This window comes from Desulfosarcina cetonica JCM 12296 (assembly GCF_001311845.1).
Lineage (GTDB): Bacteria > Desulfobacterota > Desulfobacteria > Desulfobacterales > Desulfosarcinaceae > Desulfosarcina > Desulfosarcina cetonica.
In genome coordinates, this window is record NZ_BBCC01000010.1 from 45,693 (window position 1) to 71,431 (window position 25,739).

Annotated in this window: 20 protein-coding genes and 3 pseudogenes; all 23 read left to right on the top strand. The window is 42.4% G+C overall.

The genetic code is table 11. The annotated features are described in order from the left end of the window. The first annotated feature begins 207 nt into the window (after positions 1–207). Entirely contained in the window at positions 208–1,449 is a 1,242-nt protein-coding gene (locus JCM12296_RS03945) for a tetratricopeptide repeat protein (protein ID WP_054690110.1), read from the top strand. Between the two features lie 448 nt (positions 1,450–1,897). Further along, entirely contained in the window at positions 1,898–2,428 is a 531-nt protein-coding gene (locus tag JCM12296_RS03950; RefSeq protein ID WP_054690114.1) for a tetratricopeptide repeat protein, read from the top strand. Between the two features lie 90 nt (positions 2,429–2,518). Continuing rightward, positions 2,519–3,958, top strand: coding sequence for an FAD-dependent oxidoreductase (locus JCM12296_RS03955; RefSeq protein ID WP_054690116.1), 1,440 nt, complete (start codon positions 2,519–2,521; stop codon positions 3,956–3,958). 322 nt (positions 3,959–4,280) lie between these two features. Then, complete coding sequence (locus JCM12296_RS03960; protein WP_083455799.1) at positions 4,281–4,997, top strand: MarR family winged helix-turn-helix transcriptional regulator; 717 nt, start codon at positions 4,281–4,283, stop codon at positions 4,995–4,997. 337 nt (positions 4,998–5,334) lie between these two features. Next, a pseudogene (locus tag JCM12296_RS50115) lies at positions 5,335–5,526 on the top strand (glycosyltransferase); the annotation flags it as partial. A 65-nt stretch (positions 5,527–5,591) separates the two neighbouring features. Beyond that, positions 5,592–6,155, top strand: a complete 564-nt coding sequence (locus tag JCM12296_RS43410) for a glycosyltransferase family protein (protein ID WP_054690125.1) — start codon at positions 5,592–5,594, stop codon at positions 6,153–6,155. Further along, complete coding sequence (locus JCM12296_RS03975) at positions 6,086–7,060, top strand: glycosyltransferase (RefSeq protein WP_246803962.1); 975 nt, start codon at positions 6,086–6,088, stop codon at positions 7,058–7,060. Before JCM12296_RS43410 ends, JCM12296_RS03975 begins: the two co-directional genes overlap by 70 nt. Further along, positions 7,060–8,532: a B12-binding domain-containing radical SAM protein gene (locus tag JCM12296_RS03980; protein ID WP_054690131.1), complete on the top strand. Its 1,473-nt coding sequence runs from the start codon at positions 7,060–7,062 to the stop codon at positions 8,530–8,532. The genes JCM12296_RS03975 and JCM12296_RS03980 overlap by 1 nt, the downstream gene beginning before the upstream one ends. 20 nt (positions 8,533–8,552) lie before the next feature. Then, complete coding sequence (locus JCM12296_RS03985) at positions 8,553–9,260, top strand: cytidylyltransferase domain-containing protein (RefSeq protein WP_054690134.1); 708 nt, start codon at positions 8,553–8,555, stop codon at positions 9,258–9,260. Further along, a complete protein-coding gene (locus JCM12296_RS03990) occupies positions 9,257–10,180 on the top strand; it encodes a glycosyltransferase family 2 protein (RefSeq protein WP_054690137.1) in 924 nt (307 codons plus the stop codon). The genes JCM12296_RS03985 and JCM12296_RS03990 overlap by 4 nt, the downstream gene beginning before the upstream one ends. Beyond that, positions 10,173–11,843: a hypothetical protein gene (locus JCM12296_RS03995; RefSeq protein ID WP_054690139.1), complete on the top strand. Its 1,671-nt coding sequence runs from the start codon at positions 10,173–10,175 to the stop codon at positions 11,841–11,843. Before JCM12296_RS03990 ends, JCM12296_RS03995 begins: the two co-directional genes overlap by 8 nt. A gap of 189 nt (positions 11,844–12,032) precedes the next feature. Then, the gene (locus JCM12296_RS35860; protein ID WP_083455802.1) at positions 12,033–13,190 is read left to right on the top strand and encodes a glycosyltransferase family 4 protein; all 1,158 of its coding nucleotides are present in this window, start codon (positions 12,033–12,035) and stop codon (positions 13,188–13,190) included. Between the two features lies 1 nt (position 13,191). Beyond that, positions 13,192–14,982 (top strand): asparagine synthase (glutamine-hydrolyzing), encoded by a 1,791-nt coding sequence (gene asnB / locus JCM12296_RS04005; RefSeq protein ID WP_054690145.1) that lies wholly within the window; start codon positions 13,192–13,194, stop codon positions 14,980–14,982. Beyond that, the gene (locus JCM12296_RS04010) at positions 14,979–15,632 is read left to right on the top strand and encodes a class I SAM-dependent methyltransferase (RefSeq protein ID WP_054690148.1); all 654 of its coding nucleotides are present in this window, start codon (positions 14,979–14,981) and stop codon (positions 15,630–15,632) included. The genes asnB and JCM12296_RS04010 overlap by 4 nt, the downstream gene beginning before the upstream one ends. Positions 15,633–16,060: 428 nt before the next feature. Further along, positions 16,061–16,423 (top strand): annotated as a pseudogene (locus tag JCM12296_RS50120) (cobalamin-dependent protein); the annotation flags it as partial. Beyond that, positions 16,424–17,509 (top strand): B12-binding domain-containing radical SAM protein, encoded by a 1,086-nt coding sequence (locus JCM12296_RS04015; RefSeq protein WP_054690150.1) that lies wholly within the window; start codon positions 16,424–16,426, stop codon positions 17,507–17,509. A gap of 237 nt (positions 17,510–17,746) precedes the next feature. After that, entirely contained in the window at positions 17,747–18,178 is a 432-nt protein-coding gene (gene tnpA, locus JCM12296_RS04020; protein WP_054690154.1) for an IS200/IS605 family transposase, read from the top strand. Positions 18,179–18,539: 361 nt separating this feature from the next. Beyond that, positions 18,540–18,970, top strand: a pseudogene (gene tnpA / locus JCM12296_RS50125) (IS200/IS605 family transposase). A gap of 410 nt (positions 18,971–19,380) precedes the next feature. Next, on the top strand, positions 19,381–20,124 hold the full coding sequence (locus JCM12296_RS04030) for a class I SAM-dependent methyltransferase (protein ID WP_054690160.1): 744 nt from the start codon (positions 19,381–19,383) through the stop codon (positions 20,122–20,124). Beyond that, positions 20,117–21,517, top strand: coding sequence for a B12-binding domain-containing radical SAM protein (locus JCM12296_RS04035; protein WP_054690163.1), 1,401 nt, complete (start codon positions 20,117–20,119; stop codon positions 21,515–21,517). Before JCM12296_RS04030 ends, JCM12296_RS04035 begins: the two co-directional genes overlap by 8 nt. Further along, on the top strand, positions 21,514–23,013 hold the full coding sequence (locus tag JCM12296_RS04040; RefSeq protein ID WP_054690166.1) for a B12-binding domain-containing radical SAM protein: 1,500 nt from the start codon (positions 21,514–21,516) through the stop codon (positions 23,011–23,013). Before JCM12296_RS04035 ends, JCM12296_RS04040 begins: the two co-directional genes overlap by 4 nt. A 104-nt stretch (positions 23,014–23,117) precedes the next feature. After that, positions 23,118–24,890 carry a carbamoyltransferase C-terminal domain-containing protein gene (locus JCM12296_RS35870; protein ID WP_083455805.1) on the top strand — a complete coding sequence of 591 codons (1,773 nt, stop codon included), beginning with the start codon at positions 23,118–23,120 and terminating at the stop codon, positions 24,888–24,890. Further along, positions 24,887–25,711, top strand: a complete 825-nt coding sequence (locus tag JCM12296_RS04050) for a class I SAM-dependent methyltransferase (RefSeq protein ID WP_083455806.1) — start codon at positions 24,887–24,889, stop codon at positions 25,709–25,711. Before JCM12296_RS35870 ends, JCM12296_RS04050 begins: the two co-directional genes overlap by 4 nt. The last annotated feature ends 28 nt before the right edge of the window (positions 25,712–25,739 follow it).

Here is a 25,739-nt window from a genome sequence, read left to right on the forward strand (position 1 = left end):
AAAAACGCGTCTGTATGTCATTTTGCTATCGACCCGAAAAAAGCAGACTTGAGCGGCGTATTGATGTTTCCGTAACTAAAGTAACAGAAAAAGTTACCGATAAGCAGACCAGATAGGTATCGCCGCCAATAATTATTTTAGCCAGCGTTCGGAACGGCGTCCGTTTCGGCGGGGCAGCATCGTTGGGATATCCCACAGGAGAAAAAAATGGATGGAATCGCGACCATTCTGCAAAATTCGCTCTATCCAACGACCCAGTCGAGCATCTTTGATGAAAAAGATGGAACCGATTTACTGGCTGCATTGGTGCAGCAGCAAAACGGTTTGGAAACACTCTCCAACCAGTTCCTGCAGACCGGTATCGACCAGTATCTGAAAAAGGATTACGAGGAGGCGGTTAAATCATTCGAGGCAGCCATCGCCATTGCCCCGCAATCCAGCTACAACGGCGAGACCACCCAATACCTCTCCCAAACCTACCTGAAACTCGAAAAAACCGACAAGGCCATCGAGACCTACGAAAAGGCCGTCGCTCGTGAGCCGAGCAACGGCGATTTACACAGTGCGCTAGCGCAGTTGCTCTATTCCGAAGACCGCTACGACGAGGCCGTGCAGCAGTACCGGGCGGCCATGGAACTTAACCCTAGTGCCACAACGCGATATGCTTATGGTGAATCCCTACTAAAGGTGAATAATTACACGGAAGCCGAAATCCAGTTCAACCAGGTCAAACGCCTGGATCCGGAAAGCTATGCCGGTGATTACGGCCTGGGTAAGATGTACGCCCAGTCGGGTGATAAAGCGAAAGCCATTGAGCATTTTGAAAAAGCCTTAAAATTGGATCCTGAATTTTACGATGCATATGCCGAGATCGGTTACGCGTATGCGGATGACGGAGAAATCGAAAGTGCCAGAGCTGTTGCTGCAGAACTCGAGGAGAAAGACGAGAATCTGGCAAGCCTTCTCGGGTATTACATCGACGAGAAAGAGCCTCCACGGATCGCCTTTGCGTTGGCGGAAAGCAGCTTTCCTTACCGAATGTCCAAGGGATATTCGGTTTCCAGCATTGACAGCTATCTCGAAAACGCCGGTGCAGAACTTAGCATGACCATGAAATTCATATTTTCCAAAGGGATGGATCCGGCTTCCATTGAAAATCGGTTCAATTGGCAGTTATCTCGGGCCTCGAGTAGCAATATTGCCGAAACCTACAATTTCGGAGATACCATCCCCGCCACGGAAATCAACCTGGATCCGTATCCGGATTACGTCCTCTACGACAAGGATAGCCAGGTCGCCACCGTCGGTTTCACACTCAGGCAAAACGAGACGGCGGACGGCACCATCGACCCTTCCCATATTGTCTTCAAATTCGATGGCAAAGATGTTTTTGGCGTTTCTATGGATTCTGACGGTGACGAGTACAGCGGCTTTTCTGGAACCGCGTAGGCTTTCAAAAACGAAAAGATTGTAGGCGTCTTCTCCTGCTATCGCTGATCTCGTATGCACTATCCTATCGCATTGCTGCCCAAACAGCCGGGGCCTACCCAGTAAAATGTCCACCCTCATAGATCTTGGATGGTTGATCCGATCTTTTTCCTGAATTTTCTGTAAATCATCTCATTCCGGTATGTTGATTTGAAACGCGGTATACTTTCACGAATCAAACTCTTGGCCTAATTTTTGAAATTTCAAGTCGGCAAGTTGAGCGGATGTCGCCATGCCGCTATCATTTCTTCTCGAATCGCAATAAAAGGCGCTGATTTAATGTCCTATGATAAAAATGACACGTGTTCACCCCCTCGGATAGGGTCAAAGAACTGACTGGTTTCCGTCACGAAAGTGACAATTGCCAAACCTGCGATCGGATATCGCAAATATCATAAGGTAAACAAGAATGGTCAAACAACAGCCACACCAAAATTCAACCGACGTCAATAGCGATGAAAGAGCTCAAAAAGCGGATGTTTTGTTTTTGGAAAAGGCATACAATAATTGTCTTCGGTTGGCCCAATCAGATAAGGTCGAAGAGGCGATCGCTGGCCTCGAATCGATCCTTGCCAAGAATCCAAATTTCGCTATAGCATACAACGACTTAGGTGTGTTGTACTATCGATTGGCGGATAAGGAGCGAAGTTTGCAAAATTATGAACAAGCGGTTTCGATTGACTCATCCAACCCGAATTTCAGGAAAAACCTTGCCGATTTTTATTTTGTCGAGCAGGGGCGTACGGAAGACGCCTTAGAAATCTATCTTTCCATTCTCAAGGACAATCCTGAAGACATCGAGGTGTTGTTGGTTGCCGGCCATATGTGTTCGGCGTTAAAAAAGAATGATTCTGCGCGAACTTTTTACGAGCGAGTGCTGGATATCGAACCCTGGAATTTCGATGCCAGCGATTGCCTGGAAAAACTCGAAACGAATTAAGGATATAAGAATTTTACAACCTCAATTCTCACAATTCACCATGGTTTACAGATACTATTGATTGATCAAGTTCTGGTTTAACCGACTATTATGTCCCTGTATATTTTAGATTCCGATGTTCTGGTCCTCGGCTCTGGCCTGGCGGGATTGCGGGCGGCCTGGGCGGCGTTAGAGACCGATCCGAGGCTGAATGTCACGGTGGTCAGCCAAACTTCCGGTCCTTCCGGTTCATCGTTTGCCAATATGAACAATCGGTTGGGGATGCAGGTCTGTATGGATGACCGGGAACGTGAGGCTTTTGTAAAAGACGCACGTTCCATTGCGCCGCCCGGGCATATCGATGTTGGTCTCGCAAGCCTTCTTGCCGAAGAGAGCGAGGCGAGGTTCCGCGATCTGGTGGATATCGGGTTTCCATTTGATCGGGAGGCACGGGGAGCGTATTTCAGGGTCACCGGATGCTTCAGCCCTGAAGAGAAACGGGCGTTTATCTATACGGGGCTGGCCGATGCCTTTGACAAGATGAAGGGGCGTGTTCTCTCCCTTGGCGGCCGTTTTTTGGATGGATGGTTGTTACAAGACCTGGTCAAAACCGGGCCGGATAATTCATCCCGTGTGTGCGGTGCCGTGTTTCAGCGCGCCAACGGAAATGATAAAATGGCGATCATTGCATCGTCTGTAATTGTTGCCCTGGGAGGTCCCGCCCCCCTGTTTTCCCTGAATGTTTGCGGTCCGGGGAACCATGGGGTTTCCTATGCCCTTTTGAAACGGGCCGGCGCGGAACTGGTGAATACCCCCTATCTTCAATTTATGTGGCATCAGATTCCATTCCGTCAATTCTGGCCCATCCAGGACTTCCTGACTAATGGTACGAGAATTAGACGCTGGGACGGTAAGGTGTTGCCAGTTCCGGAAGCGTTGTTTGAACTCGCCGGGAAACGGGCGACCCACTGCCCCGTCGGATATGATTTTGAAGATACTGCCGCAGATCTATTTTTTATCGAAAATCTCAGTTTCAGTGGCGAAGTTGACGCGCTTGTAGAACCCGACAGCCAGATTACGATCGCCCTTATGGCCCATGCTGGAAATGGCGGTGCTATCATCGACGAGAATGCCTGGACAGGGGTGCCGGGTCTTTATGCCTGCGGAGAGAGCGCCGGCGGCATGCACGGCGCCAACCGTATCGGAGGCGCTATGGTAACAGCAACCCAGGTCTTCGGCGCCCGGGCCGGAAAAGCAGCCGCGCGGGGTGCAGACGGCCGCGGCGCCATAAACCAAAAGCAATTTAGTAAACTTGCGGCAAACATGATCGGAAGCCAGGTAGAGGATGAAACGGAATGCCGAGAACTTCAACATTGGTTGCGAAACGGCATGCAGACGTTTGCTGTATTTGGTGGACGCCCCGGCCTGGACTCGTTCATGTGTGAATGCCGGAGAAAACTTCTCGTGGCAAGGGACTGGCGATTGCGATTGGCCCTTGAGGCAGCAATTCTTATCGGTGATGCTTCAAATGTCCGGGTATTGAATGGTTAGAGTGCGTCAAAATTTCAACGGCTGAAAGGGCGTCGGATAGGAAATGATTTCCGGAATCAGGATCCCGTTGCCCATGGCAAACCTTTTCAGTTCTGTCGCAATTTTATAAAAAACTCATTATTTCAATATTATATCTTGATTCGCGGTTTTCCTCAGAGCATTTGTTGTAAAACAAAAACATTTATTTTGATCTCGGCATAAATACTGCGTTAACATTCTGCAGCTTGCTAAATTGGTTGACTTTTTCCAATGAACCGCAACAATGAAGGTGCCGAATGCGTAACATGGCGGTGGCCTCCCCCTGAGGGTGCAATATGGTAACATGTCGTTGTTAACAGGATGGTTCGCCAATGCTAATTGTTCATTTAGTGAATGGACCGTGTTGTTGCCTAAAACAGAGAAGGTCATGATCACTTTATTTAATTCCTCCTTTTTTTCTCCCAACAAGGCGCTACGCAGGCTTGCCCTGCTGTTTGCGATCCATGAGAGTCCCCAGATCAGCCAGCATGCCATCGGCCGATTGGTTCGGTTGAGCAGTTCGATGGTCAATAATTACATCAAGATGTTCAAGCAGGAGGGGTTGGTGAATGTGCTGGGGGATACCAATCGTACCCAGAGCTATCATCTCACTGCAGAAGGGGGCATTGCCCTTCGGAATGATCTTCTTTTCTACTCCGCCGAAATTGTCCAGATGTACGGAGCGGTAAAACGCGAACTGTCCAATATCCTGAATGGTTTTTATGAGGAGGGTATTCGAACGGTGGTACTCTTTGGCGCTGCCGAAACGGCCGAGATCGTTCATGCGGCATTGAAAGCATCGGATTTAGTGGTAATCGGCGTTGTGGACTCCGATCCGAAAAAGCAGGGGGCGGGGTTTAACGGGTTCAAAATAAAAGCTCCGGAGATGATTGAAAATATTAATCCTGATGCGGTCATTATCACCTCTTTTGCGCAGCAGGAAGAGATGTTTCAATCGATACAGACATATATTCGAGGCAAGAATATCGCCATCAAAAAACTGTCTGATATTTCAGTGTGACATAAAAACAATCGGTGTTGAGCCGAAATAATTTAAGCCCTCTGTGAGTTGTGACGATAATGAAACTATCCGTTCAATTGGTGGACGGTCTGGGCGACTCTGAAAAAGCTGGTTGCCGGAAGGCTGCATCCAAATTGAACATCCCGTAATTGTGTTAGTTCATTTTTCATACGACTCTATGGGGGACAATGGAAAAAACATCAAATTGTAATTTGCCAGGCGGAGCTATGCCCATTCATTTGAAACAAACGCCAACTTTTTCAATCATTGTTCCCGCTTACAACGAAGAGGCCGGCTTCTCGCCTCGGTTGGTGAAATTCACCACGTTTTTGAACAGATGGGGTATGAATTCGAAATTATTGTGGTGGATGACGGAAGCACGGATGGCACCGGCAGCCGCATGGAATTGCTGGCCAGCCGCTACCCTGAGGTTAAAACTGTCCGGCTGACCGTCAATTCGGGAAAAGGTCATGCTATCAAAAAAGGAGTGATGGTTTCCAGCGGTGAGTACATTGTCTTCATGGATGCCGACCTTGATATTCATCCAACTCAATTCGGAGCTATCTTCAACGCGTTGGAAAAAATGGGTGCGATGTGGCCATCGGCTCAAAGCGTCATCCCGAGAGCATTGTGGCCTATCCATGGACGCGACGGATCATCAGCACCGTATATTACTGGATCATCAAGCTGCTGCTGGGACTCAATGTACGGGATACCCAGGCGGGGTTCAAAATTTACCGACGGGAGGTTCTGACGGCCATTCTTACGCGGATTCTGGTCAAGAAATTCGCCTTTGACTTAGAGATGCTTGTGGCCGCCCACCGGCTTGGCTTTACCATCGAGGAGTTTCCCATCCGGGTCGTGTTTTCAAGGCCGTTCGGCCGGATTACGTTCAGGGATTGTTGGCGTACCGGTATCGATACCATGGCCATTTTCTACCGGAGTCGGGTCCTCGATTTTTATGGCCAGCCGGCCTACTGGGAAAAGCCGACGGTTTCGGTAAGTATCATCATTCCCTTTCGGCGCCGGACAAAACCCTTCGGCGATGCCTGGCGGCTTGCCTTCGCCAGGATTACGAACACTATGAAATCATCCTTTTGCCAGACGCGGATGCACCTGAATTGGGTGAAATTGCCAGAAACCACCGGGTGTCGGTGATCCCCACAGGCCCTGTCAATCCTTCGGTAAAGCGCAACATCGGCGCGGCCCGGGCTACGGGGCGGATTCTGGCGTTTCTGGACGACGATGCCTTTCCGGAGACCGACTGGCTTGCCAGTGCGGCAAAGAATTTTGCGGATGAAACAGTGGCCGCAGTGGGCGGGCCGGCGGTTACTCCCGTGGGCAGTCCCTTGACGGAACGGGCCGGTGGAAATGTCTATGCCTCCCGGGTGGTTTCCGGCGCATACCGATACCGCTATGTGCCCCACCGGTTCCAGGATGTGGACGATTACCCTTCCTGCAACCTTTTCGTATCCAGAAAGGTCTTTTTCCAGGTGGGTGGTTTTTCCTCCCAACACTGGCCGGGGGAAGACACCCTGCTATGCCGGGCGATCGTCCTCGATACCGGCAAACGGATCGTTTATGACCCCCATGTGGTGGTGGAACACCAACGACGGCCCCTTTTTCAAAAGCACCTGGCCCAGGTCGCGCGGTATGCCCTCCATCGGGGGTACTTCGTAAAGCGGTGGCCGGAAAATTCCCTTCGGGTTGCCTATTTTGTCCCCTCTCTGTGGGTGCTGTTCTGTCTGTCTGGCGCTCTGGTCTGGCAGGTTCCCTATGCCAGGGAAGGGTATCTTACCGTTGTCGGGCTGTATCTGCTGCTGATTGCCATTTTTTCCGTTCACCTGCTACGCCCCCTGGAAACGCTGCTAACCATCCTGGGGAGTATTGCGACCCATGTCGTATATGGAAGCTTCTTTTTGAAGGGATTGCTGATTCCCACTCTTTCAACTCACAAGCCGATATCAGAGACTATGTTCCGTGGGGTCGCGGAAGGACAGTCGGGAGGCAGTTCCACGGTAGGTCTGGTTACAAAACGCTTTGGAAAAATGCCTGAGGAGTAATGAAGGTTTCCATCTCATATCCGCCACTTGTTTCCGGCAAGGGAACGCCGCTGCTTTCCCAAAACAGGCAGTTCCAGTGGTTCTCCCAGCCGACCTATATCTATCCGGTTCTTCCGGCGTATGCCGCCACGCTGTTAAAAAAAGAGGGCCATTCGATCATCTGGGATGACGGTATCGCCGAAGGCCTTCCGTTCGAAGCTTGGCTGGCACGCCTCAAGACGATGCGTCCGGATCTCATTGCCATGGAGTCCAAGACACCGGTCATCGAAGCTCACTGGCAGATTATCCGGCAGTTGAAGAATGAGCTGGCCTGGAACCCCATTATTGCGCTGTTCGGTGACCATGTGACGGCCCTGCCACGGGAGTCCATGGAGAACAGTCCCGTGGATTTCGTTCTGACGGGGGGGGATTATGACTTCCTGCTTTCAGAGCTTTGCCAATATCTGGAGTGTTCTGAGCCCCGGAAGGTCCCTGAAGGTCTCTGGTATCGGCGGAATGGCGAAATCTGTAATTCGGGACCGGCATCCCTGAGCCACGATCTGAATACGCTTCCGATGATTGACCGTGACCTGACCCGATGGGAGCTGTATTCCCGCAAAAACGGTAACTTCAAATACTTCCCCGGCACCTATACCATGGCCGGCCGGGACTGCTGGTGGGGAAAATGCACTTTTTGCAGCTGGGCGGCCCTCTATCCCGGCAGCACCTACCGGACGGTGTCGGTGGCGCGGCACCTGGAAGAGGTTGGGCAGCTTATCAGCAATTACGGGATTAAGGAGATTTTTGACGACAGCGGATGTTTCCCCAAAGGCCGATGGCTAACGGATTTCTGCGAAGGGATCTTGGCGCGGGGGTATCACAAACGGGCCTTTTTCGGCTGTAATATGCGTGTGGGGGCTTTGCGTGAAAGCGAGTTTCACCTGATGAAGCGAGCCAACTTCAGGTTTATTCTCATCGGGATCGAATCGGTGATCCAGAGTACCTTGGACCGACTCAACAAGGGGGTCGTCGTATCCCAGATCGGTGAAACTCTTGCCGCCGCCCGCCGGGCAGGGCTTTCTCCCCACATCACCCTGATGATGGGATACCCCTGGGAGACGCGGGCGGATGCCGAGGCCACTGTCTCTTATGTCAAGGAGCTGTTCCGTCGGGGATTCATCGAGACCCTCCAGGCAACCATCGTGGTGCCCTATCCAGGAACCGGACTTTTTGATTTGGCCCGGCAGAACGGGTGGCTATTGCCGCGGGTGTGGGCGGACTATGATATGCGCCAGTCGGTCTGGAAGAGCGAGGTGACTCAAATGGATGTGCTGGCGATTACCCGAAGTCTTTATAAATCCGCGCTTTCTCCGAAATTTATTATTCGGAAGATTCTCAACGTCCGAAACATTAACGATTTGCGTTTTTTAATGAATGCGGCCAAAAAGTTGATCGGCCACGTCTGGGATTTCAGACGGCACGCGGCGTCCTGAAGAAGAAAGGAGATTCAACCATGGTAGTGATAGGACAAATGATGGTAAGGGGAGAGGGGAGCACGTTGAACCGTAAAAACGTGCGCCAAATCTGCGGCAAACCCATGATCTACTGGACCCTGAAACATGCCCTGGACGCCGGCTTCATGGATGATGTCTTCGTATTTACCGAAGATGAGGAGGTTGCTCAGGTGACGGAATCCCTGGGGTGTTCCGTTGTGGAGAGACCCAAGGAAATGCTTTACTACAATGGGGGCTTTTCGACCCCTTCGGAATGGGGAGAACTGCTGAAATGCAAAATCGAGGAAAAGATTAAAGCGCCCGCGGATATAATTGTAGGGCTGAACTGCAATGTATGCCTCATCAAGGGGGAGACCCTCCGGCGGATGTACGTTAAGCTGATGGAAGATGAACTTGCAGGGGCTATTTATCCTGTGGTTGAAGTTGAACCACACCTTTACATGGAAAACCCTGTTACCAGATATTTATTTCCTGTCTGGGATGATCCCGGATTAGACAGACAAAAATTTCCGAAATTGTTCCGCAAAATAGGTGTCCCGATTTCGCACCGGCCTCGCATACGAAAGGGGCATTGTGCACGGCATCTCTATCACGAAATTCCATTTGAGGAGAGCCTTGATGTTCATTGTGAAGAAGACCTGTTTCTGGCTGAAACCTTTTTATCACGTCAGATGGAGATAGATAAATCCGCTGGAATTGTTGTATGAAGCCTATTGTATCCGTGGTCGTGGCTGTACGCAACGGCGAACAGTTCATTGAGAGAACTCTTACTTCCATCGCTCTTCAGACTTATTCCCATACGGAAATCATTGTAGTGGACAACCACTCCACTGACCGAACCCGTGAAATTGCATCTCGTTTTACCGACAACATCTTTATCCGAGGCCCAGAACGTTCTGCACAACGAAATTATGGTATAATCGACGTTGCTCATGGAGAATATGCACTCTACATTGATGCGGATATGATTTTGACGCAGGATCTGCTTCAATCTTGCATATGGTGCATGGAAGCCAACGCTTATGTTGGCCTTCATATTCCGGAGATTATTCTTGCCCAAGGGTATTGGGGGGCAGTCCGACGTTTTGAACGTACGTTCTACACCGGATCGTTGATTGATGGAGCAAGGTTTTTTAAACGATCGGTATTCAAATCAATTGGCGGATTCGACGAAAAGCTCACTGGTCCTGAAGACTGGGATTTGGATAAACGACTTAGCCAAGTTGGAAAAATCGGGCTATTGAGAATCAATTCAAAGATAGATGAGGCGAATTCATCATGGCCAATCACTTCATATGTAAAACGCTTCGGAGCCAATCCTTGCTTTGAAGCGCCTGTACTGTACCACGATGAAACTGGATTTAATATTAAAGATTATGGAAAGAAAAAAAACTACTATGCATCCGGATTGCTTAAATATCGACTAAAATGGGGAGCAGGTGATCCTGCTATAAAAAAGCAACTTGGCCCCTATTATCGATTATTCGGCGTATTTATTGAGCATGGAAAATGGAGACGGCTTTTTTTCCACCCCTTATTGATGATTGGTTTATTCATTTTGCGGTTTTTGGTTGGCTACAATTATTTCTTGGAAAGAATTAAACGGAAGGTAAGGTTCGTTGGTTAAAAAAATGACTAATACACTTATGGCTTTTCTATCCGGTTTAACAGGGGTTTTTTTTTCTCCTTACTGGATTGTAAAAGGCTGGACTAATTTTTTTTTCAGGATATACTCACAAGACGGAAGGATTATAAGCTTTACAAGAAAGAATTCTATCAATGACCATACTGGGATGAACACCATTCAAAACTGGATGTTAAAATACGGATACTGGGGAGTTAATTTTGAAAATAACGGTAGGCCATTACATCTTTCATATCCACCCTTAACTTATTATTTGATTCGATTTTTAGGTTTGAGATACATGTTTATTGTCGGTCAGTTTCTTTTTGTAATCATTGCTGGTTATATGCTAATTGCTAACCATCCTGCATTTTTGATGATACTGCCAGTAGTTTTTTGTAGCCCATTTTATAAAAACCATGTTATTGTCTGCGGTCGCTATGATTTTATAGGCTTTTGTTTTTATATGATTATGATGATATTCTTTTCAGTCCATTCAATGGTTCTGGGAAGCCTTATGGTAATCCCTATGAGCCTTATTCATCCAACTTTGGCTTTACTTGGCTGGATCACAATAGCAATAAAACTTCTATTCGATCATGTTACCAAGGATATATTTATCGGAGTATTGTTTTTGCACGCTATCATGGTTTTTTTTTGGCTGTACCCGTTTATGCTGAGCTTTAACCTCACCGCACATCATAAACATTCATGGAGTCCTCCTGGATATTCAGATAAAACACGATCAAACTTAATCATAATAAAGAAAACTCTTCCATACTTTATTTTTGTTATATATTTTTATTTTACTTATAAAGATTTTGAATATCTTATGATGCTGTCAGTACCGATAATTTTTGAGATAAGTGAATATTTTAAGCGAAGCTTAATGAACAGGTTTTCAGTGGATTTATTAAAAGCTATTATCGGACTATTTTGTATCTGCGCATTCCCTTCACCTACTGTCATAGGGTTATATATTTTTTTTCTATATTTCTATGCTTCTCCGAGTAGCAGGAATGGATTCGATTTAGATGTAATTTTTCTTAAAGATGCTGATCTCTTCAGGATTATTGAATTTTTCGGCCCAATATCAAACAAAAAAACATTGATTGTCTCGTTCGTAGATGATGGCGAAAAATGGAGACAGGAAGGAAAGATTGTTGATATTTGTAATATGATAAATTCGTATCGAGACACTCCATCATTTATTAATTGGTTTCATACTTTAAATGGAAATGATGTCAAAACAGATGAAATATTGGATTATGCTAAATATATGGGTTCTGAATATTTCATTTTTACTAAAAAACCACCATTCTCCATCAATTTTGCCGATTTCGTCAGTACAATTACCCTTCCAAATATTGGTGATGTACCTTCCTGCACTTTGAAACTTTATAAAATTAAGGATTCAAAGAGCATTATTGAACCTTCTTGCGAATATACAATAAGCAGGAATATAATTTCATTAATTGTAGAAAAAGGCGTCCAGTATACAGTTAAATTCATGGGGTGCAGAGGGTGGCGAGGCATCATAGACGATGTCCCAGTAAGGCTAAAAGGAGATAGAAACACTATACGTTTTGTTGCTCCGAAAAGTGGGAGAATTAAATTGAAATTTAGCTATTTAGGATATTTTTCTATTATATGGGGTGGGGGATAGATCCATCACAAATATTGAACAAGATTCAGGATATAACTCGTCAAAGATGTTGACTCCATGCACCTTGGCAATGGTAATGGAAATAAATGAATAGATGTTGCCGATCAAATCGAGCAGTGAATTGACCTATATTCCATTTTAACATGACACTAATGATTGATAATTAAAGAAACATGATTTGTAATAGATATGGTTTTTAAAGCAAAAAGAAATAAGAAATTATTGCTGATAACTCCATTTTTTCATCCTAATGTTGGGGGGGTTGAAACTCGTCTTCTCGATTTGGTGAATACTCTGGTAAATGATCGATACAGAGTTGTTGTTATTACCTATCAGCCATTAACTACAATGGTAAAAGGACCTATTTATGAAAAAAAGGAAAACATTGCCATTTTTAGAATTCCATGGTGGGGAAATGATCTTTTTCATCGTCTTCTTCTTCATCCTTTTTTTGAAATAATATACATTGTTCCGGGTCTTCTATTAGCTAGTATACTATATCTATTCTTTAAGCATCGGAGCATTGACACAGTCCATACACCAGGACTCAATGCCGCCATTGTGGGACGGGTAATTAGTTTTATATTCAGAAAACGCTGGGTGGTATCGACACATACCATTTACGAAATGGATGTCAGGAGTGTTTTTGCTCGGGCTTGTCGGTTTCTATTATCTGCCTCCCATTCTATAGTAGCACTTTCCGATCCATCCAAAGATGAACTTATCAAGATTGGATTAGAAAAAGAAAAGATTCACGTCGAACTTACGTGGATAGATCACGAAAGATTTATTCCGCTCGATAAAGAAAATTGCAGGAAAAAACTTAGCCTGGGTAAAGGCTTTTGCCTTTTGTTTGTTGGACGCTTGCTACCAGAAAAAGGTGTAGATATATTACTTGAGCTGGCAGAGATGTTACCTCAAATGACCTTCCTTATAATTGGTGTCGGTCCAGAAGAAACAAAAGTGCGCAAGGCTGAGTCTAAATTGACTAACATACGATTTTTCGGTTTTATAGAACAAAATTTATTGCCTTTGTATTACAGCGCTTCGGATTTGTTATTGCTTCCTTCTCGGTATCGTGAAGGGCTTGGAAGAGTTGTTATAGAGGGGCTTTCATGCGGTCTTCCTGCTGTAATCAATGAAACTGCTGCGATCGCTCCATTAGTTGAGGAGGCGGTGTATCGTGTTCAAGCAACTCCAGATGCAATGGCTAAACTTATTCTAAAAGTCGCCACGTCCAATGAAGAATTAAACGAAAAGCATGCTGTAGCACCAAAGTTGGCAAGAAAGCTGTTTGGTCCCAATAATGTACATGGATTATATAAGGCTTATGGGTGGGTAAACTGATATGTGTGGTATCGCAGGCTTTATTACAAATGAAAGTTTTAATCACACGACAGTGATTCAGCAAATGCTTGAGCGAATGCGCCATCGAGGGCCGGATGCCAGTGGAATATATTCAGATATTGACAACAGAGTGTATCTGGGTCACAGACGATTATCTATCCTTGATCTTTCAGATGCCGGCAATCAGCCCATACCTAACGAGAATAAAACAATATATGCTGTTGTGAATGGTGAAATATATAATTATCGAGATTTACGTTGTGAGTTGTTAAAAAAAGGACATGTTTTTAAATCAAAATCAGATTCTGAAGTGATTGTACATGGTTATGAAGAATGGAAAGAAGAAGTATTTTTAAAACTGGAAGGAATTTTTGCACTTGCAATCTGGAATAATAGTCTAAAACAATTGATACTTTGCAGAGACCCCCTCGGGGTCAAACCACTTGTATATATCAATAATGAATCAGGAATTTACTTCAGTTCTGAATCGAAGGTCTTTCATTGTCTTCCAGAAAATGTTTTTCAAAGAAAATTCGATTTGGATTCAGTTGAGCAGCTCGTTTGTTTTCAATACATTTATGAGCCCCATAAGACGGCATATTCAGATGTAATGCGGCTACTACCAGGAACCTTTCTTGTATTTGAACAGGGAAGGAAAACCATTAAACGGTTCTGGAACCTAAGCCCATCACAAACAATGGGAGTCAAATCTATAGATGATGCTGTAGAACGCGTTAACGAAGTCCTTTCTAATGCTGTCCAATCGCAGCTTGTTTCTGATGTCCCTACAGGAGTTCTTTTGTCTGGGGGCCTTGATTCATCAGTAATTACGGCGATTGCTCAACGGGCGAAAACGGAACCCTTACTTACTTTTACCGCAGGTTTTGAACATGCCTTGGATGAACGACCCTTTGCCAGACGCGTTGCTGAGTACGTCGGTACTATTCACCATGAAGTATTTATTGATCCCAGTGAGATAAATTATAAATTACCTGAGCTTGTTCCTTTACTGGATGATCTAACCAGTCTTGATGGCGGTATGTTCACTATTCAGTTAATCTGTGAAAAAGTCCGCGAATTCGGAATTAAAGTTCTGCTTGTTGGAGAGGGTGCGGATGAAGTCTTCGGGGGATACTCATGGTTTGGTCTAAGCCAATGGCCATTTTCATGGGTAAGTAGCATCTTTCGATCTTTTCTTTTTTATTATTGTATATCTAGGATGCTGCCATGCCAGATGAACTATAAACATTATTTGGCCGTTGCAAGAACCATGAAGAATTTTAAAGAGAAAGATATTTTTAGGGCAATATCACAGTTTGAGTTAACAAGGCAACTACCTAATCACTTTCTGATGAAAGTGGACCATGGCTCAATGGCGCAGGGAATCGAAGCCAGAGTCCCTTTTTTGGACAAATCTGTGGTTGAAACAGTTTTTTCACTTCCAAGCCAAGTTAAACTCCAGGGACGCTGTTTTTCATTTTCAAAAACAAACGAAAAGTACGTTCTAAAGGAAATTGCAAAAAAGATTTTACCGAAAGATATTGTTCAAAGAAAGAAAAGGGGCTTTTCCATTCCCATGCCAGAGGTATTAAAATCAAACTTCAAGATGCTTCAGGATATTCTTGGCTCTAAAGATTCTATTGCGAGGAGCTTATACAGTGCAGAGGAAGTTGAAAAACTATTTAACTTCAAAAACACTATGTACTCACCAATCGACAAACATAAGGAGTTTTTGTGTTGGCGATTATTCCTTATCGAACTCTGGCGCAAACACTACGGTGTTGCTTTATGAAAAACTATTACGAGAATTATTGGCTCGGAACCCTTGACAAAGAAAACACACTATTTGCAGATCCACCGTATTGGCCGGAAAAAGAATCAAATAGAATTCTTGATGCCATGAAAGGAAGAATTGAAGGCCGAGTTTTAGACATAGGTTGTGGTGACGGTTGTTTTGGCAGAAAGCTTCTCGAAAGACAAAAAGGGCTGGAACTTCATGGCGTCGATATAGCTGAAACAGCAATTCGAAAGGCACATAAAGTTGCGAACGCAAAGATGCGGTTGGCCGTTTGTGATGTTGTTAGCTTACCCTATCAAAACAACTCTTTTGATTGTGTTCTTATGCTCGAGGTTATTGAACATGTTTTTGATATTATTAACTTTTTGTCCGAAATTTACAGAGTTCTAAAAAAGGATGGTGTCCTTTTTATAACAACAACCGATTTCAATTTCTTGAAAAAGGTTATAATAAGTTGCTTCTTTTTTGATCGCTATTTTTATCCAACAAACCCTCATATTCGTTTTTTTACAAGAAAAAACTTGCGTAGTGTTCTGATTAAATGTGGATTTGAAGTTATACATCAGCAGTGGAATGGAGACTATTTTCGTTTAATGCCCATGGGGCAAATTATGGTAGGAAAAAAGATTACACATAAAATTTAAAAGGCTCATCGCGGATTAGTGTGAAAACCAAACCCGTGATTTTAATTTTTACTGTAAAATCAATGGGAAAAAATATCTATGACTTTGATCATGGAGAAAAATTACACTAATCCGCGATGAGCCAATTTAAATAATAACCTATCAATCATAATGAAGATTTATTGTAAGCATTCACTGAATATCGCATCTGCTTTACTTCCTGGAATTTGAAGTAGCATAACCAATAGGTATTCATGGCTGGTTCTGACATCTTCGATACCCTATAAATGCTTTCGGTTTCAGCAGTTGTAACTGACTATTCATTAATGATCTATTTAATGCCTTCCGCTTTAGGGAGGTCTTTAACTGATAGAGTTGAAAATGGCGAAGATTTTATTTGTACATCCAGCAGGAATATTTGAGAAGTCTGAGATAAGATTAAATCCATCATATCCACCTTTAGGCATAGCTATCTGGCTTCATTTCTTTTAGCAAATAAGCACTCTGTTCGAATTCTTGACATACTTGGTGAAGGATATAATATAACAATACAACATGGAAAAAACTTTCGGGTTGGACTGCCTTTTAAAGATATTCAACGATATCTTGGCGGATATCAACCTGATATAATTGGCATAACAAACTCTTTTACTAAAAATAGTGAGGAAGCACATATTACGCTAAAAAAAATGCGGAGTTTGTTCCCCGAATCTTTTTTTATAATGGGAGGGGCGCATTGCTCTGTATTGCCCGGAGGAGTCATAAATGATCCTCTTCTTGATGCTGTTTGCATTGGCGAAGGAGAAATGACAATGTTGGAAATCGCTAACGCATTCGATCATAATGGCTCAAGGGCAAAAATGTATGAGAGTCTGAAATATATACCTGGTATCGCGTTCAAAAAAGATGAAACAACAATTTTTACGAAAAAACGAAAACTTTTAAAAGATGCGGACACAATTCCCTTCCCAGCCAGACAGTTGTTACCGATGGAAAATTATTTTGTTGGTCAAGATAAGAACCCTTTCTACTATCGCCATCCAATAACGACAATTGTAACCTCGAGAGGGTGTCCAAACAATTGCATGTACTGTTCGGTAAAAAGCGTATGGGGGCGTAGTTGGAGGGGACGTTCAGCAGAATCTGTAGTTGATGAAATAGTTGAACTGCAACAGAAATACGGCGTAAGAGAAGTTGCAATATTAGATGATTCGATGTCGTGCAATCTTACAAGACTAAAAAACATTTGCCATGAGATAATTAATCGTAATATAAATATTAAATGGTGTACGCCCAATGGCATCGCCATCTGGCTTCTTGATGAAGAAAGTATCGAACTTATGAAGAAGGCAGGGTGCTATCGTCTAACATTCGGATTAGAAAGCGGTGACAGCGAAACCTCAAAAATCATAAAAAAGAAATATGACAAAGCAAAGGCAATACACCTAATAAAATATGCTAATAAAATAGGGATTTGGACTATTGGTACCTTTATCATTGGGTTTCCATGGGAAAAGCGATCCTCTATTGAGAATACTTTCCGATACGCTATGAATTCTCACGTAGATCTAGCAGTATTTTATTCTGCCTATCCTTTTCCTGGGACTGAACTTCATACATATTTTCGCGATAAAGGCCTGTCCCTGCCACTGGATTCGTCTGTTACAACTGGTGGGATTGATACTTTGTACATGACAGGAGTTGAAATTGCCCGACTACGAAACTCATTTATAAGAAAAGTAGCTCGAAATCGCATACTGCATTTTTATAGGATCTTTTATAAGATACATTCTTTAGAGGATATTAAATTTGTCTGTCGAATCGCAAAAAAAGGACTGGAAATTGTTCTTAAACCGCACAAAAAAAATGAATCAACTTCGGGCGTCTTAAAGGACTAAGGTCCGTTTCTTAAAAAGTTATCAAAAGGTAAAAAAAAAAGCCCATCCATTCAAGATTATAAATATTTAATCCGATTTGCCATTAACAGATTTGAAATTTCAGTTGGAAAATAGTTAATTGTATCAAGGGTAAACCCCCGGCTTTGCCGGGGGACTCCCAAAGTTTGACATTTCCGGGAATGTGAGAAAGCCTCCCGTCGTGTGAACCGCTCAAAGTTCGGCAGACAGGAGGCTTTCATGAGTGATGTACAATCATTAAACCATTCCAAGTGGGAATGCAAATACCACATAACCTGGATACCCAAATGCCGGAGAAAGAGCCTTTATGGCGAACTCCGAAAGTATCTGGGCAAGGTATTCCGAGAGCTCGCCCGGCAGAAAGAATGTGAGATCCTTGAGGGGCATTTGATGGAAGACCATGTTCACATGCTCGTATCGATCCCACCCAAACACGCGGTATCGCAAGTCATTGGATACTTGAAAGGTAAAAGTGCGATCTATATTGCCAGAGTCTACATGGGGCAAAAGAGAAACTACAAAGGGCAGCACTTCTGGGCCAGGGGATACCATGTATCAACGGTCGGCAGGGATGAGGAAACAATCCGGAAATATATTAGAGAGCAGGAACAGGAAGACCGAAGGCTCGATCAGCTTCAGATGTTTGGTTAAAGCGACGCCACCTTTAGGTGGCTAATGAACTTGACCGCTTTGAGCGGTTCACGTGTCAAGCCTCCAGCTTTGCTGGAGGTCATGACTATTGCGCCAGTTTTCGTAACATCACATCGCGATCCACCCGAACAAAGATCAAATGATGACTGGTGTCAGAGTTAACCATATATGGATAGATAAATGGCACCTGTCTACGTTTGCATTCTCCTCTTTTATCTCTGATAAATGATTTATCCTAACTCTGGCACTAAGCCACCACTTTTAGTGATAGAAGCAGATAGGTTCTACCGATCCGGCGAGAAATAAAATAGGTTCTTCCTCCGGGAAAGTCCCCCCATAGGGCATGAAGGAGGAAGAACCTATGCATGATTGGCAAAGCTTATCGCACGTTCGTTGGGATTGTAAATACCATTTGATGATCGCACCAAAGTAATCGCAAGAGAAAGCTGTATGGCAAATTCAAACGCTTGGTTGACGAAATAATGAAAGACCTGTGCAGGCACAGCGGGGTCGCGAATTCTTAGAAGCGAACTTAAGGTCCGATCACGTACACATATGTGCCTGAGTGTTCCGCCGAAATATAGCCTTGCAAACACCATCGGGTTTCTGAAGGGAAAAAGCGCCGTTCGAATCAATCGACATATGCATCGCAAAGGGCAGGCGACACCAAAGCAGTTTTGGTTCCGTGGGTATTGTTTGAGCACAGTTGGTCTTGATGAAGCAACCATAAGAAACTATATCCGCTATCAAGAAGCTTTTGAGAAACAACAAATGGAACTGGACTTTGAATAGGTAATTGAAACCAAGCCTCAACGGGGCTTTCCCGACGTCAACGCCCCTTTGAGGGGACATCCTGATATACCACCTGCTATGCAGGTGGCTAACATCATTTGTAAATGATGTTAGCCAATAGGTGAAAAAGCAGAAAACAAAGATGAATAAAAACTTTGAAAAAAACTGATATGGACTGAATATGCAATGTAATATTTGTAATGGACTAATGGGTGCGAATGTATGCACAAATCGTATTTTTGGCGATTCCAGATATATCTTCAGATGTGATCATTGCGATAATTTTCAGATGGTTCCAGTACCCTCTAAGTCTGTATTGGATGAATATTATCGTAATACTTATTACAGCATTGGATACTCGAATTCATTTTTCTCACCTATGTCGATAATGAAAAAATGTTTATGCGAATATGCGTGCTGCAAGTCAGTACGCCTTTATTAAAAAAAATACAAACCTATCTCAGGGTTCTTTGGTTGTTGAGTTGGGTTGTTCAAGTGGGAATTTGTTGTCGATTTTTAGAAGAAACGATTATCGAGTTATCGGCGTAGAGCTAGACAATTATAAAGTTCAAAATGCTATACGTTATAGCGGACTGGAAGTATTACAATGTTCGGTTGAAGACGCCCTTGATATGTTAGATGAGAAAGTTGATTTATTTATTTTCTCTCATGTATTAGAGCATATCTTGGAACCAAAAACTATTCTTAAAAAATGTAATGATTTGCTTGTAAGAGGAGGCTATGTTTATATCGAGTTTCCAAATAGCTATCTTGGCAAGCCAACCGGTAAAGCATGGGATGAGTTTAAAACCATTCTGCTTGAATCTGAACATATCAACAATTTTTCAACCAAAAGTATATCTTATCTTTTATCATCCTGTGGTTTTGATGTGCCAGTTAAATATGTTTTTCTATCACAGAAAACAGCTCCGATATTAAAAAAGGCTGGTATTGACATAAAAGTAGACCATATTTTAAAAAAGAAAAAAGATAGAATTAAGATGTACATTTACCTACTCATCAACACTTTGTATCTGGCCTTTCTTTATACTAATGGTATCGATACGATTGAGAAGAAAGAGAGAAATAAACGATGGGCAGGTACAAATGAATGGTTAAGAATTATTGCCATCAAGGAGAGGGATTGTGAATAATTGTGATGTGTTGTTGATAAATTGTCCAATTACATTTGAATTTCATCTTAATGTATTGGGAGACCAACGATACTGGCCTCCACTTGGGTTGATGTACCTTGCCGCTATGTTAGAACGAAAAAATGTTAAAGTAAAAATCATAGATCCTGCTATTGAAAAGATGGTTCTCTCAGAGATCATTCAGACCATAGATAGCGCAAAGCCGACAGTTGTTGGCTTATCTTCATTGACCTCTTCATTGCGGACATGTGTTCAAATAGCAAAAGCTATACGGGCGCGATACGGCCATTCCATTAAAATTTGTATAGGAGGGTCCCATATAAGTGCAGATCCAGATTTTTATAATAGATTTCAACTTTTTGATGTTGCTATAACAGGAGAAGCAGAAATAACATTTACCGATGTCGCAGTGCGGTTTTTACAGGGAGAAAAAATTTTTGGAATTATTAAGGGTGAAACAATCAAACAATTGGATGAAATTCCGTTTCCAGCCCGCCACCTAGTGAATTTGGAAAAGTATCAATGTTTCTTGGAAAAAGAGATGGGTATCATTACTTCCAGAGGGTGCCCTTTTAAGTGCAATTTTTGCTCAAGACCAGCAGTGAGTAAACGTTACCGGATGCGCTCAAGCGATAATATTGTTGATGAAATGGAGATTTGGTATCGGAAAGGTTGGAAAAATTTTTATTTCCTTGACGATATACTCACTATGAATAGAAAGCATGTAATGAATTTGTGCGATGAGATTATTCATCGCGGGTTAAATGTCAAGTGGGGAAGCAATACTCGTGCCGATTGTGTTGATGGAGAGCTTGTTAAAAAAATGGCAGCGGCAGGATGCAGAGCGATGCTTTATGGAGTGGAATCGGGAAATACCCGGATACGGAATGAAGTAATTGGAAAAGGTGTCTCTGAGAAGAAGATACTAGAGGCTATTAGAATTACAAATAAAAATAATATTGTTTCAGGTATGTTTCTCATGATGGGATTTCCGACGGAAGGAAAGAAAGAGCTTAAAGATACAATAAAATTTGCGTCTAAGGCTGATCCATCAGTCATTGGCGTTCACCTGACAAAACCGATGCCTGGGGCTAAAATATATTATCAGGCTATAAAAGAAGGAGTTATTCCCGATAATACGATAGATCTCTATGCTCAGGGTGAAATGGGTGAAGGATTTGTTGAAAACTGGCCGGTATATATTCCTAAGGGGATGACAAAAAAAAAGTTAGAACAATATAAGAAAATTGCAATTTTGCTTTTTTATTTCAGACCCAGATGGCTTTTTAAAAATGCAGGAAGATATATGAAAAATAAAAACCTGTTTTGGTTTGATTTTAATAAGGCAATATCAATCTTCCTTAGGGGACAATCAAGGGAATCCATGTCATGAGAGTTACATTTGTTGCCGAAGCATATGAAAGCCTTGGGATTGAGTATTTATCCAGTTCATTAAAAAACGCAGGTCACTTTGTATCATTGGTATATGACCCCAAGCTGTTTTACGACGCCTTTTGCAGAATATCATGGATAAACAAGAAATATTTCTCAGAAAACACATTAATCGATAGAATAGCAGCAACTGCACCAGATATCGTGGCATTTTCAGTGATGAGTGAGACGTTCAATTGGAGCCGCGATATTGCAGCCAAAGTTAAAGATCGGCTCAACACTCCAATAATTTTTGGAGGTATACATGCAACTACTTGCCCGGAGCAAGTACTTGAGGAAGAATGCATCGATATAGTTTGCATTGGCGAAGGAGAGGCAGCTTTCGTCGAGCTTGCTAATCGATTCGATCGCTTGCATCGTATTAATTTACAGGGAATAAAGAATCTTTTCTTTAAATCCAACAGTGAAATTATCCGTAATCCAGCGGGGTTTATACTTGATGACCTGGATAAACTTGCGAATCCTGATAAGCAATTATTTATCCATGAGGCGCCACATATGGCAAAGCGATACTACATTATGACTTCTAGGGGATGTCCGTATACCTGCAGTTTTTGCTATAATAGCACATTGGAAGATAAGAAGAAATATATACGAAAACGCAGTGTAGCAAACGTTATTGGAGAGTTGAAGTGGGCATTAAAGAGTGGGATTCGATATTCTTATGTAATTTTTGGAGATGATACGTTTATTCAAAACAAGAAATGGCTATCTGATTTTCTTGAAGTGTATAGAATTGAAATTAATAAACCATTTGTCTGCGCCGTCCATCCGAGGCAGCTTGATAGAGATACTTTGAATCTCCTTAAAATATCTGGCTGCACTGACATTGAGATTGGAATTCAAACCCTCAATCAAAGTATTCGCAGTAATGTTCTGAATCGTCCGGAATCGAATGAAGAAATAATGAGAGCAATGAAGTTGGTCAAAGAAAGCGGGATTAGACTGATAGTTGACCATATAGGTGGCCTTCCGGGAGAATCAATTGAAGATTATGAAAAGGCAGTAGTTGAATATAAAAGGTACCGGCCTAACTTTATAGCCTTTTTCTGGTTGGCGTTTTATCCAAAAACGAAAATTTTGAAAAATTGTTGCAAGTCGAATATTTTATCAGAAAATGCACTTGAAGGCATATATAGAGGAAAAGGAATAGATGGGAAAGGCGGATATAACATTGTCCGAATGGAATATGTCGGGTTCGAATTTATATTTGCTTTAATACCCATTTTGCCAGATTTTATATTACGTATTATTATAAAGCATAAACTCTACAGGCTTATTAAAAAGAGAATGGTTGGAATGATGGTAATATTTCCTCGATTAATACGAAGCATTATTGATTTAAATTTTAACCCTTTTTTTAGACACATAAGTCGATACGCTGATTTTTTTTATTATATGCACATTAACACTAAAAGAAAAGATAAAATATTATAAGGGCAGCTAACATTTTCTAATATAACTAATTTTAAGTAGAAGCCAATTTAATTTTAATGATTTGTACTTATTGAAATCACTGTGCACCGGTATAAGGGTAGAATATGTATATACTTGGAATATGTGAAGGTCATGGTGCTTCTGCGGCATTGTTAAAAGACGGTAAGATTATTCGTTGTGTCAACGAAGAACGCCTAAACAGAATTAAAGGGTTTGAAGGTTTTCCATGGCTCTCCGTAAAGTACCTAATAAAATCAGAGGGAATATCAACTATAGATATTGATAAAATAATATTGCCGAGTCTACATCCCTTTTCTTTTATTCTGGACGAAAAAAACAGAAATGGAGGACCCACCTTTAGCAACATAGTATTTAACACATTATTAAGTGACAATCTATATTGGACAACAGCAAAAATCGGCTATAAATTCCCTTTGTTCGAAAAATATTTATTAACATTAAGAAATTTGGTCAATGAAAAAATCGTTCAAGGCAGAATGTTCAGACGTCGTTGTGTTTCATTGGCAAAACAAATTGGAATTGAAGTTTCGAAAATATCCTCCGTATCACACCAATTATCCCATGCACTTGCTGGTATTCATGCATATCCCGATCTGATGCGTGATAAATTACTTGTTATGACAAGTGATGGTATGGGTAATCACAACTGCAGCACAGTTTATGTGGTTGATAATAATGAAATAACAACCATTTCTCAAACTCCTAATTTCAATTCACTTGCGTTTATTTACGGAATGGTAACAAAATACCTCGGAATGAAGTTCATGGAACACGAGTACAAAGTGATGGGGCTGTCACCATATGCTGATGAAGTTGGTGTTGATAAAGCTTATGAGATAATGAAAGACTTGATTCAAGTTACTGATGATTTGCGTTTTCAGGCCACAAACAGCACCCGCGTAGTTTACTATTTCCTTGAAGATAAACTGAGAGAATTTCGCTTTGACTGGATTGCCGGTGCAGCCCAGAAGCTTGTCGAAGACTTGGTTGTCAATTGGGTTAAAAGAGCAGTGGCCAAGACTGGGATTCAAAATATTGTCCTTGGAGGAGGCCTTTTTATGAATGTCAAAGCAAATATGGCTGTTTCCGAATTGCCTGAGGTAAATAAAGTGTATGCATGCCCTGCTTCGTCGGATGAATCATGTGCGATTGGAGCTGCTATTTATGGGTTTTTGTATGGCAATGATGGAAAACCGATAGGAAACGATGTTAAGCCGCTTAATAATCTATATCTTGGGCCTGAATATTCGAATTATACGATTGAAAAAACCCTTTCTGGTCACAACAGTGAATTTACATTCAAGCAATATGACAATATTGAAAAAGAAGTTGGAGCTTTGCTGGCTAAAAATAAAATCGTTGCTAGGTTTGATGGACCTATGGAATTCGGGCCAAGGGCCCTAGGAAATAGATCTATCCTTGGAAATCCATCATGGGAGGATACTGTACAGGTTATTAACCGATTAATCAAAAATAGGGATTTCTGGATGCCGTTTGCTGCATCAATTCTAAAAGAGAGAATGCATGATTACATCATTAATCCCAAAGAGATTCCAGCACCGTATATGTCTATGGCATTCATGACCAAAGAAAGGGCATGGAAAGAACTTAGAGCTAGCATACATCCATACGACAAGACTATTCGACCACAAATAGTGGATCGAACAGAGAATGAGAAGTATTACAAAGTTTTAAAAGAGTTTGAGTCTCTCACTGGAGTCGGAGGTGTATTGAACACATCTTTTAACCTTCATGGTTCCCCAATCGTATGTTCGCCTGAGGATGCAGTAGATACTTTTTTGACATCTGGCCTTGATTATATGGCCATAGGTAACTTTCTGGTGACAAAAAAATGAATGGGAATATGTCGTTAAAAAGAAGAATAGAACAAGAATTGGGACACGTTAGAGACATAACGTGTAAACATATTCAAGAAAATATTCCTGTTCGATTTGATTACGATTGTAAGCTTTACCGTGAGGGGACTATTCGGGACATTATAGAAATTGTAAACCGTTTGGGGAAAAGGAATACTCATATACTCGACTTAGGTTGCGGTTTCGGTGGGATCTCAGCTGTTTTGTCTTCATTTGGTTTCAAAGTCCAAGGAATCGATATACGTGAGACATCTGAATACTATGACCATTTTCAGATGAAACCTGAAGACTTTATTCATGTTTGGCAAGACCTTCAAAAAAATTATCCACGTCTCCAACTCTCTTTTTATAATCCTCACAGTCTTCCATTTAATAATGCAATGTTTGATGCGGTTGTTTACTATGCATCGCTTGAGCATATGCCAAAGGATAAAGCGCAGATTTCTCTTGAAGAAGCCTACAGAGTGCTTAAAGATGATGGTTTGCTTTTTATCTACCGATGCCCTAACAGCATTTCACTTTGTGAAAATCTTTCTAAAAAAATGGGTTTGCCAAGCCATGAGATTCTTTATTCAGAAACTGAATTAATGTCTCTTGTATCTCAATCTGGATTTAGGATTAGGAAACTTAATAAATCAGATTTATTGCCTGCATTTTTCCCTGTTAACATGCAAAGGCTGATAGATTGTAATGGTTTTTGGCTGCTTTCTTTTCAGAAATTTATAGAGCAGTCGAGTCTCGCTATATTTGCTCATCATTTCGGTGTGATCGCCGATAAGGGCACTGGTTCAGTTGAATAGGTAATAATTATAGATCACTATTTTGGTT

Coding starts and splice junctions, on each gene's coding strand:
- JCM12296_RS04015 (WP_054690150.1), top strand. CDS start 16,424: ATGTTGGAAATCGCTAACGCATTCGATCATAATGGCTCAAGGGCAAAA.
- JCM12296_RS04030 (WP_054690160.1), top strand. CDS start 19,381: ATGCGTGCTGCAAGTCAGTACGCCTTTATTAAAAAAAATACAAACCTA.
- JCM12296_RS03955 (WP_054690116.1), top strand. CDS start 2,519: ATGTCCCTGTATATTTTAGATTCCGATGTTCTGGTCCTCGGCTCTGGC.
- JCM12296_RS03950 (WP_054690114.1), top strand. CDS start 1,898: ATGGTCAAACAACAGCCACACCAAAATTCAACCGACGTCAATAGCGAT.
- asnB (WP_054690145.1), top strand. CDS start 13,192: ATGTGTGGTATCGCAGGCTTTATTACAAATGAAAGTTTTAATCACACG.
- tnpA (WP_054690154.1), top strand. CDS start 17,747: ATGAGTGATGTACAATCATTAAACCATTCCAAGTGGGAATGCAAATAC.
- JCM12296_RS04010 (WP_054690148.1), top strand. CDS start 14,979: ATGAAAAACTATTACGAGAATTATTGGCTCGGAACCCTTGACAAAGAA.
- JCM12296_RS03960 (WP_083455799.1), top strand. CDS start 4,281: ATGTCGTTGTTAACAGGATGGTTCGCCAATGCTAATTGTTCATTTAGT.
- JCM12296_RS03945 (WP_054690110.1), top strand. CDS start 208: ATGGATGGAATCGCGACCATTCTGCAAAATTCGCTCTATCCAACGACC.
- JCM12296_RS35860 (WP_083455802.1), top strand. CDS start 12,033: ATGGTTTTTAAAGCAAAAAGAAATAAGAAATTATTGCTGATAACTCCA.
- JCM12296_RS03985 (WP_054690134.1), top strand. CDS start 8,553: ATGGTAGTGATAGGACAAATGATGGTAAGGGGAGAGGGGAGCACGTTG.
- JCM12296_RS03980 (WP_054690131.1), top strand. CDS start 7,060: ATGAAGGTTTCCATCTCATATCCGCCACTTGTTTCCGGCAAGGGAACG.
- JCM12296_RS35870 (WP_083455805.1), top strand. CDS start 23,118: ATGTATATACTTGGAATATGTGAAGGTCATGGTGCTTCTGCGGCATTG.
- JCM12296_RS04040 (WP_054690166.1), top strand. CDS start 21,514: ATGAGAGTTACATTTGTTGCCGAAGCATATGAAAGCCTTGGGATTGAG.
- JCM12296_RS03990 (WP_054690137.1), top strand. CDS start 9,257: ATGAAGCCTATTGTATCCGTGGTCGTGGCTGTACGCAACGGCGAACAG.
- JCM12296_RS04050 (WP_083455806.1), top strand. CDS start 24,887: ATGAATGGGAATATGTCGTTAAAAAGAAGAATAGAACAAGAATTGGGA.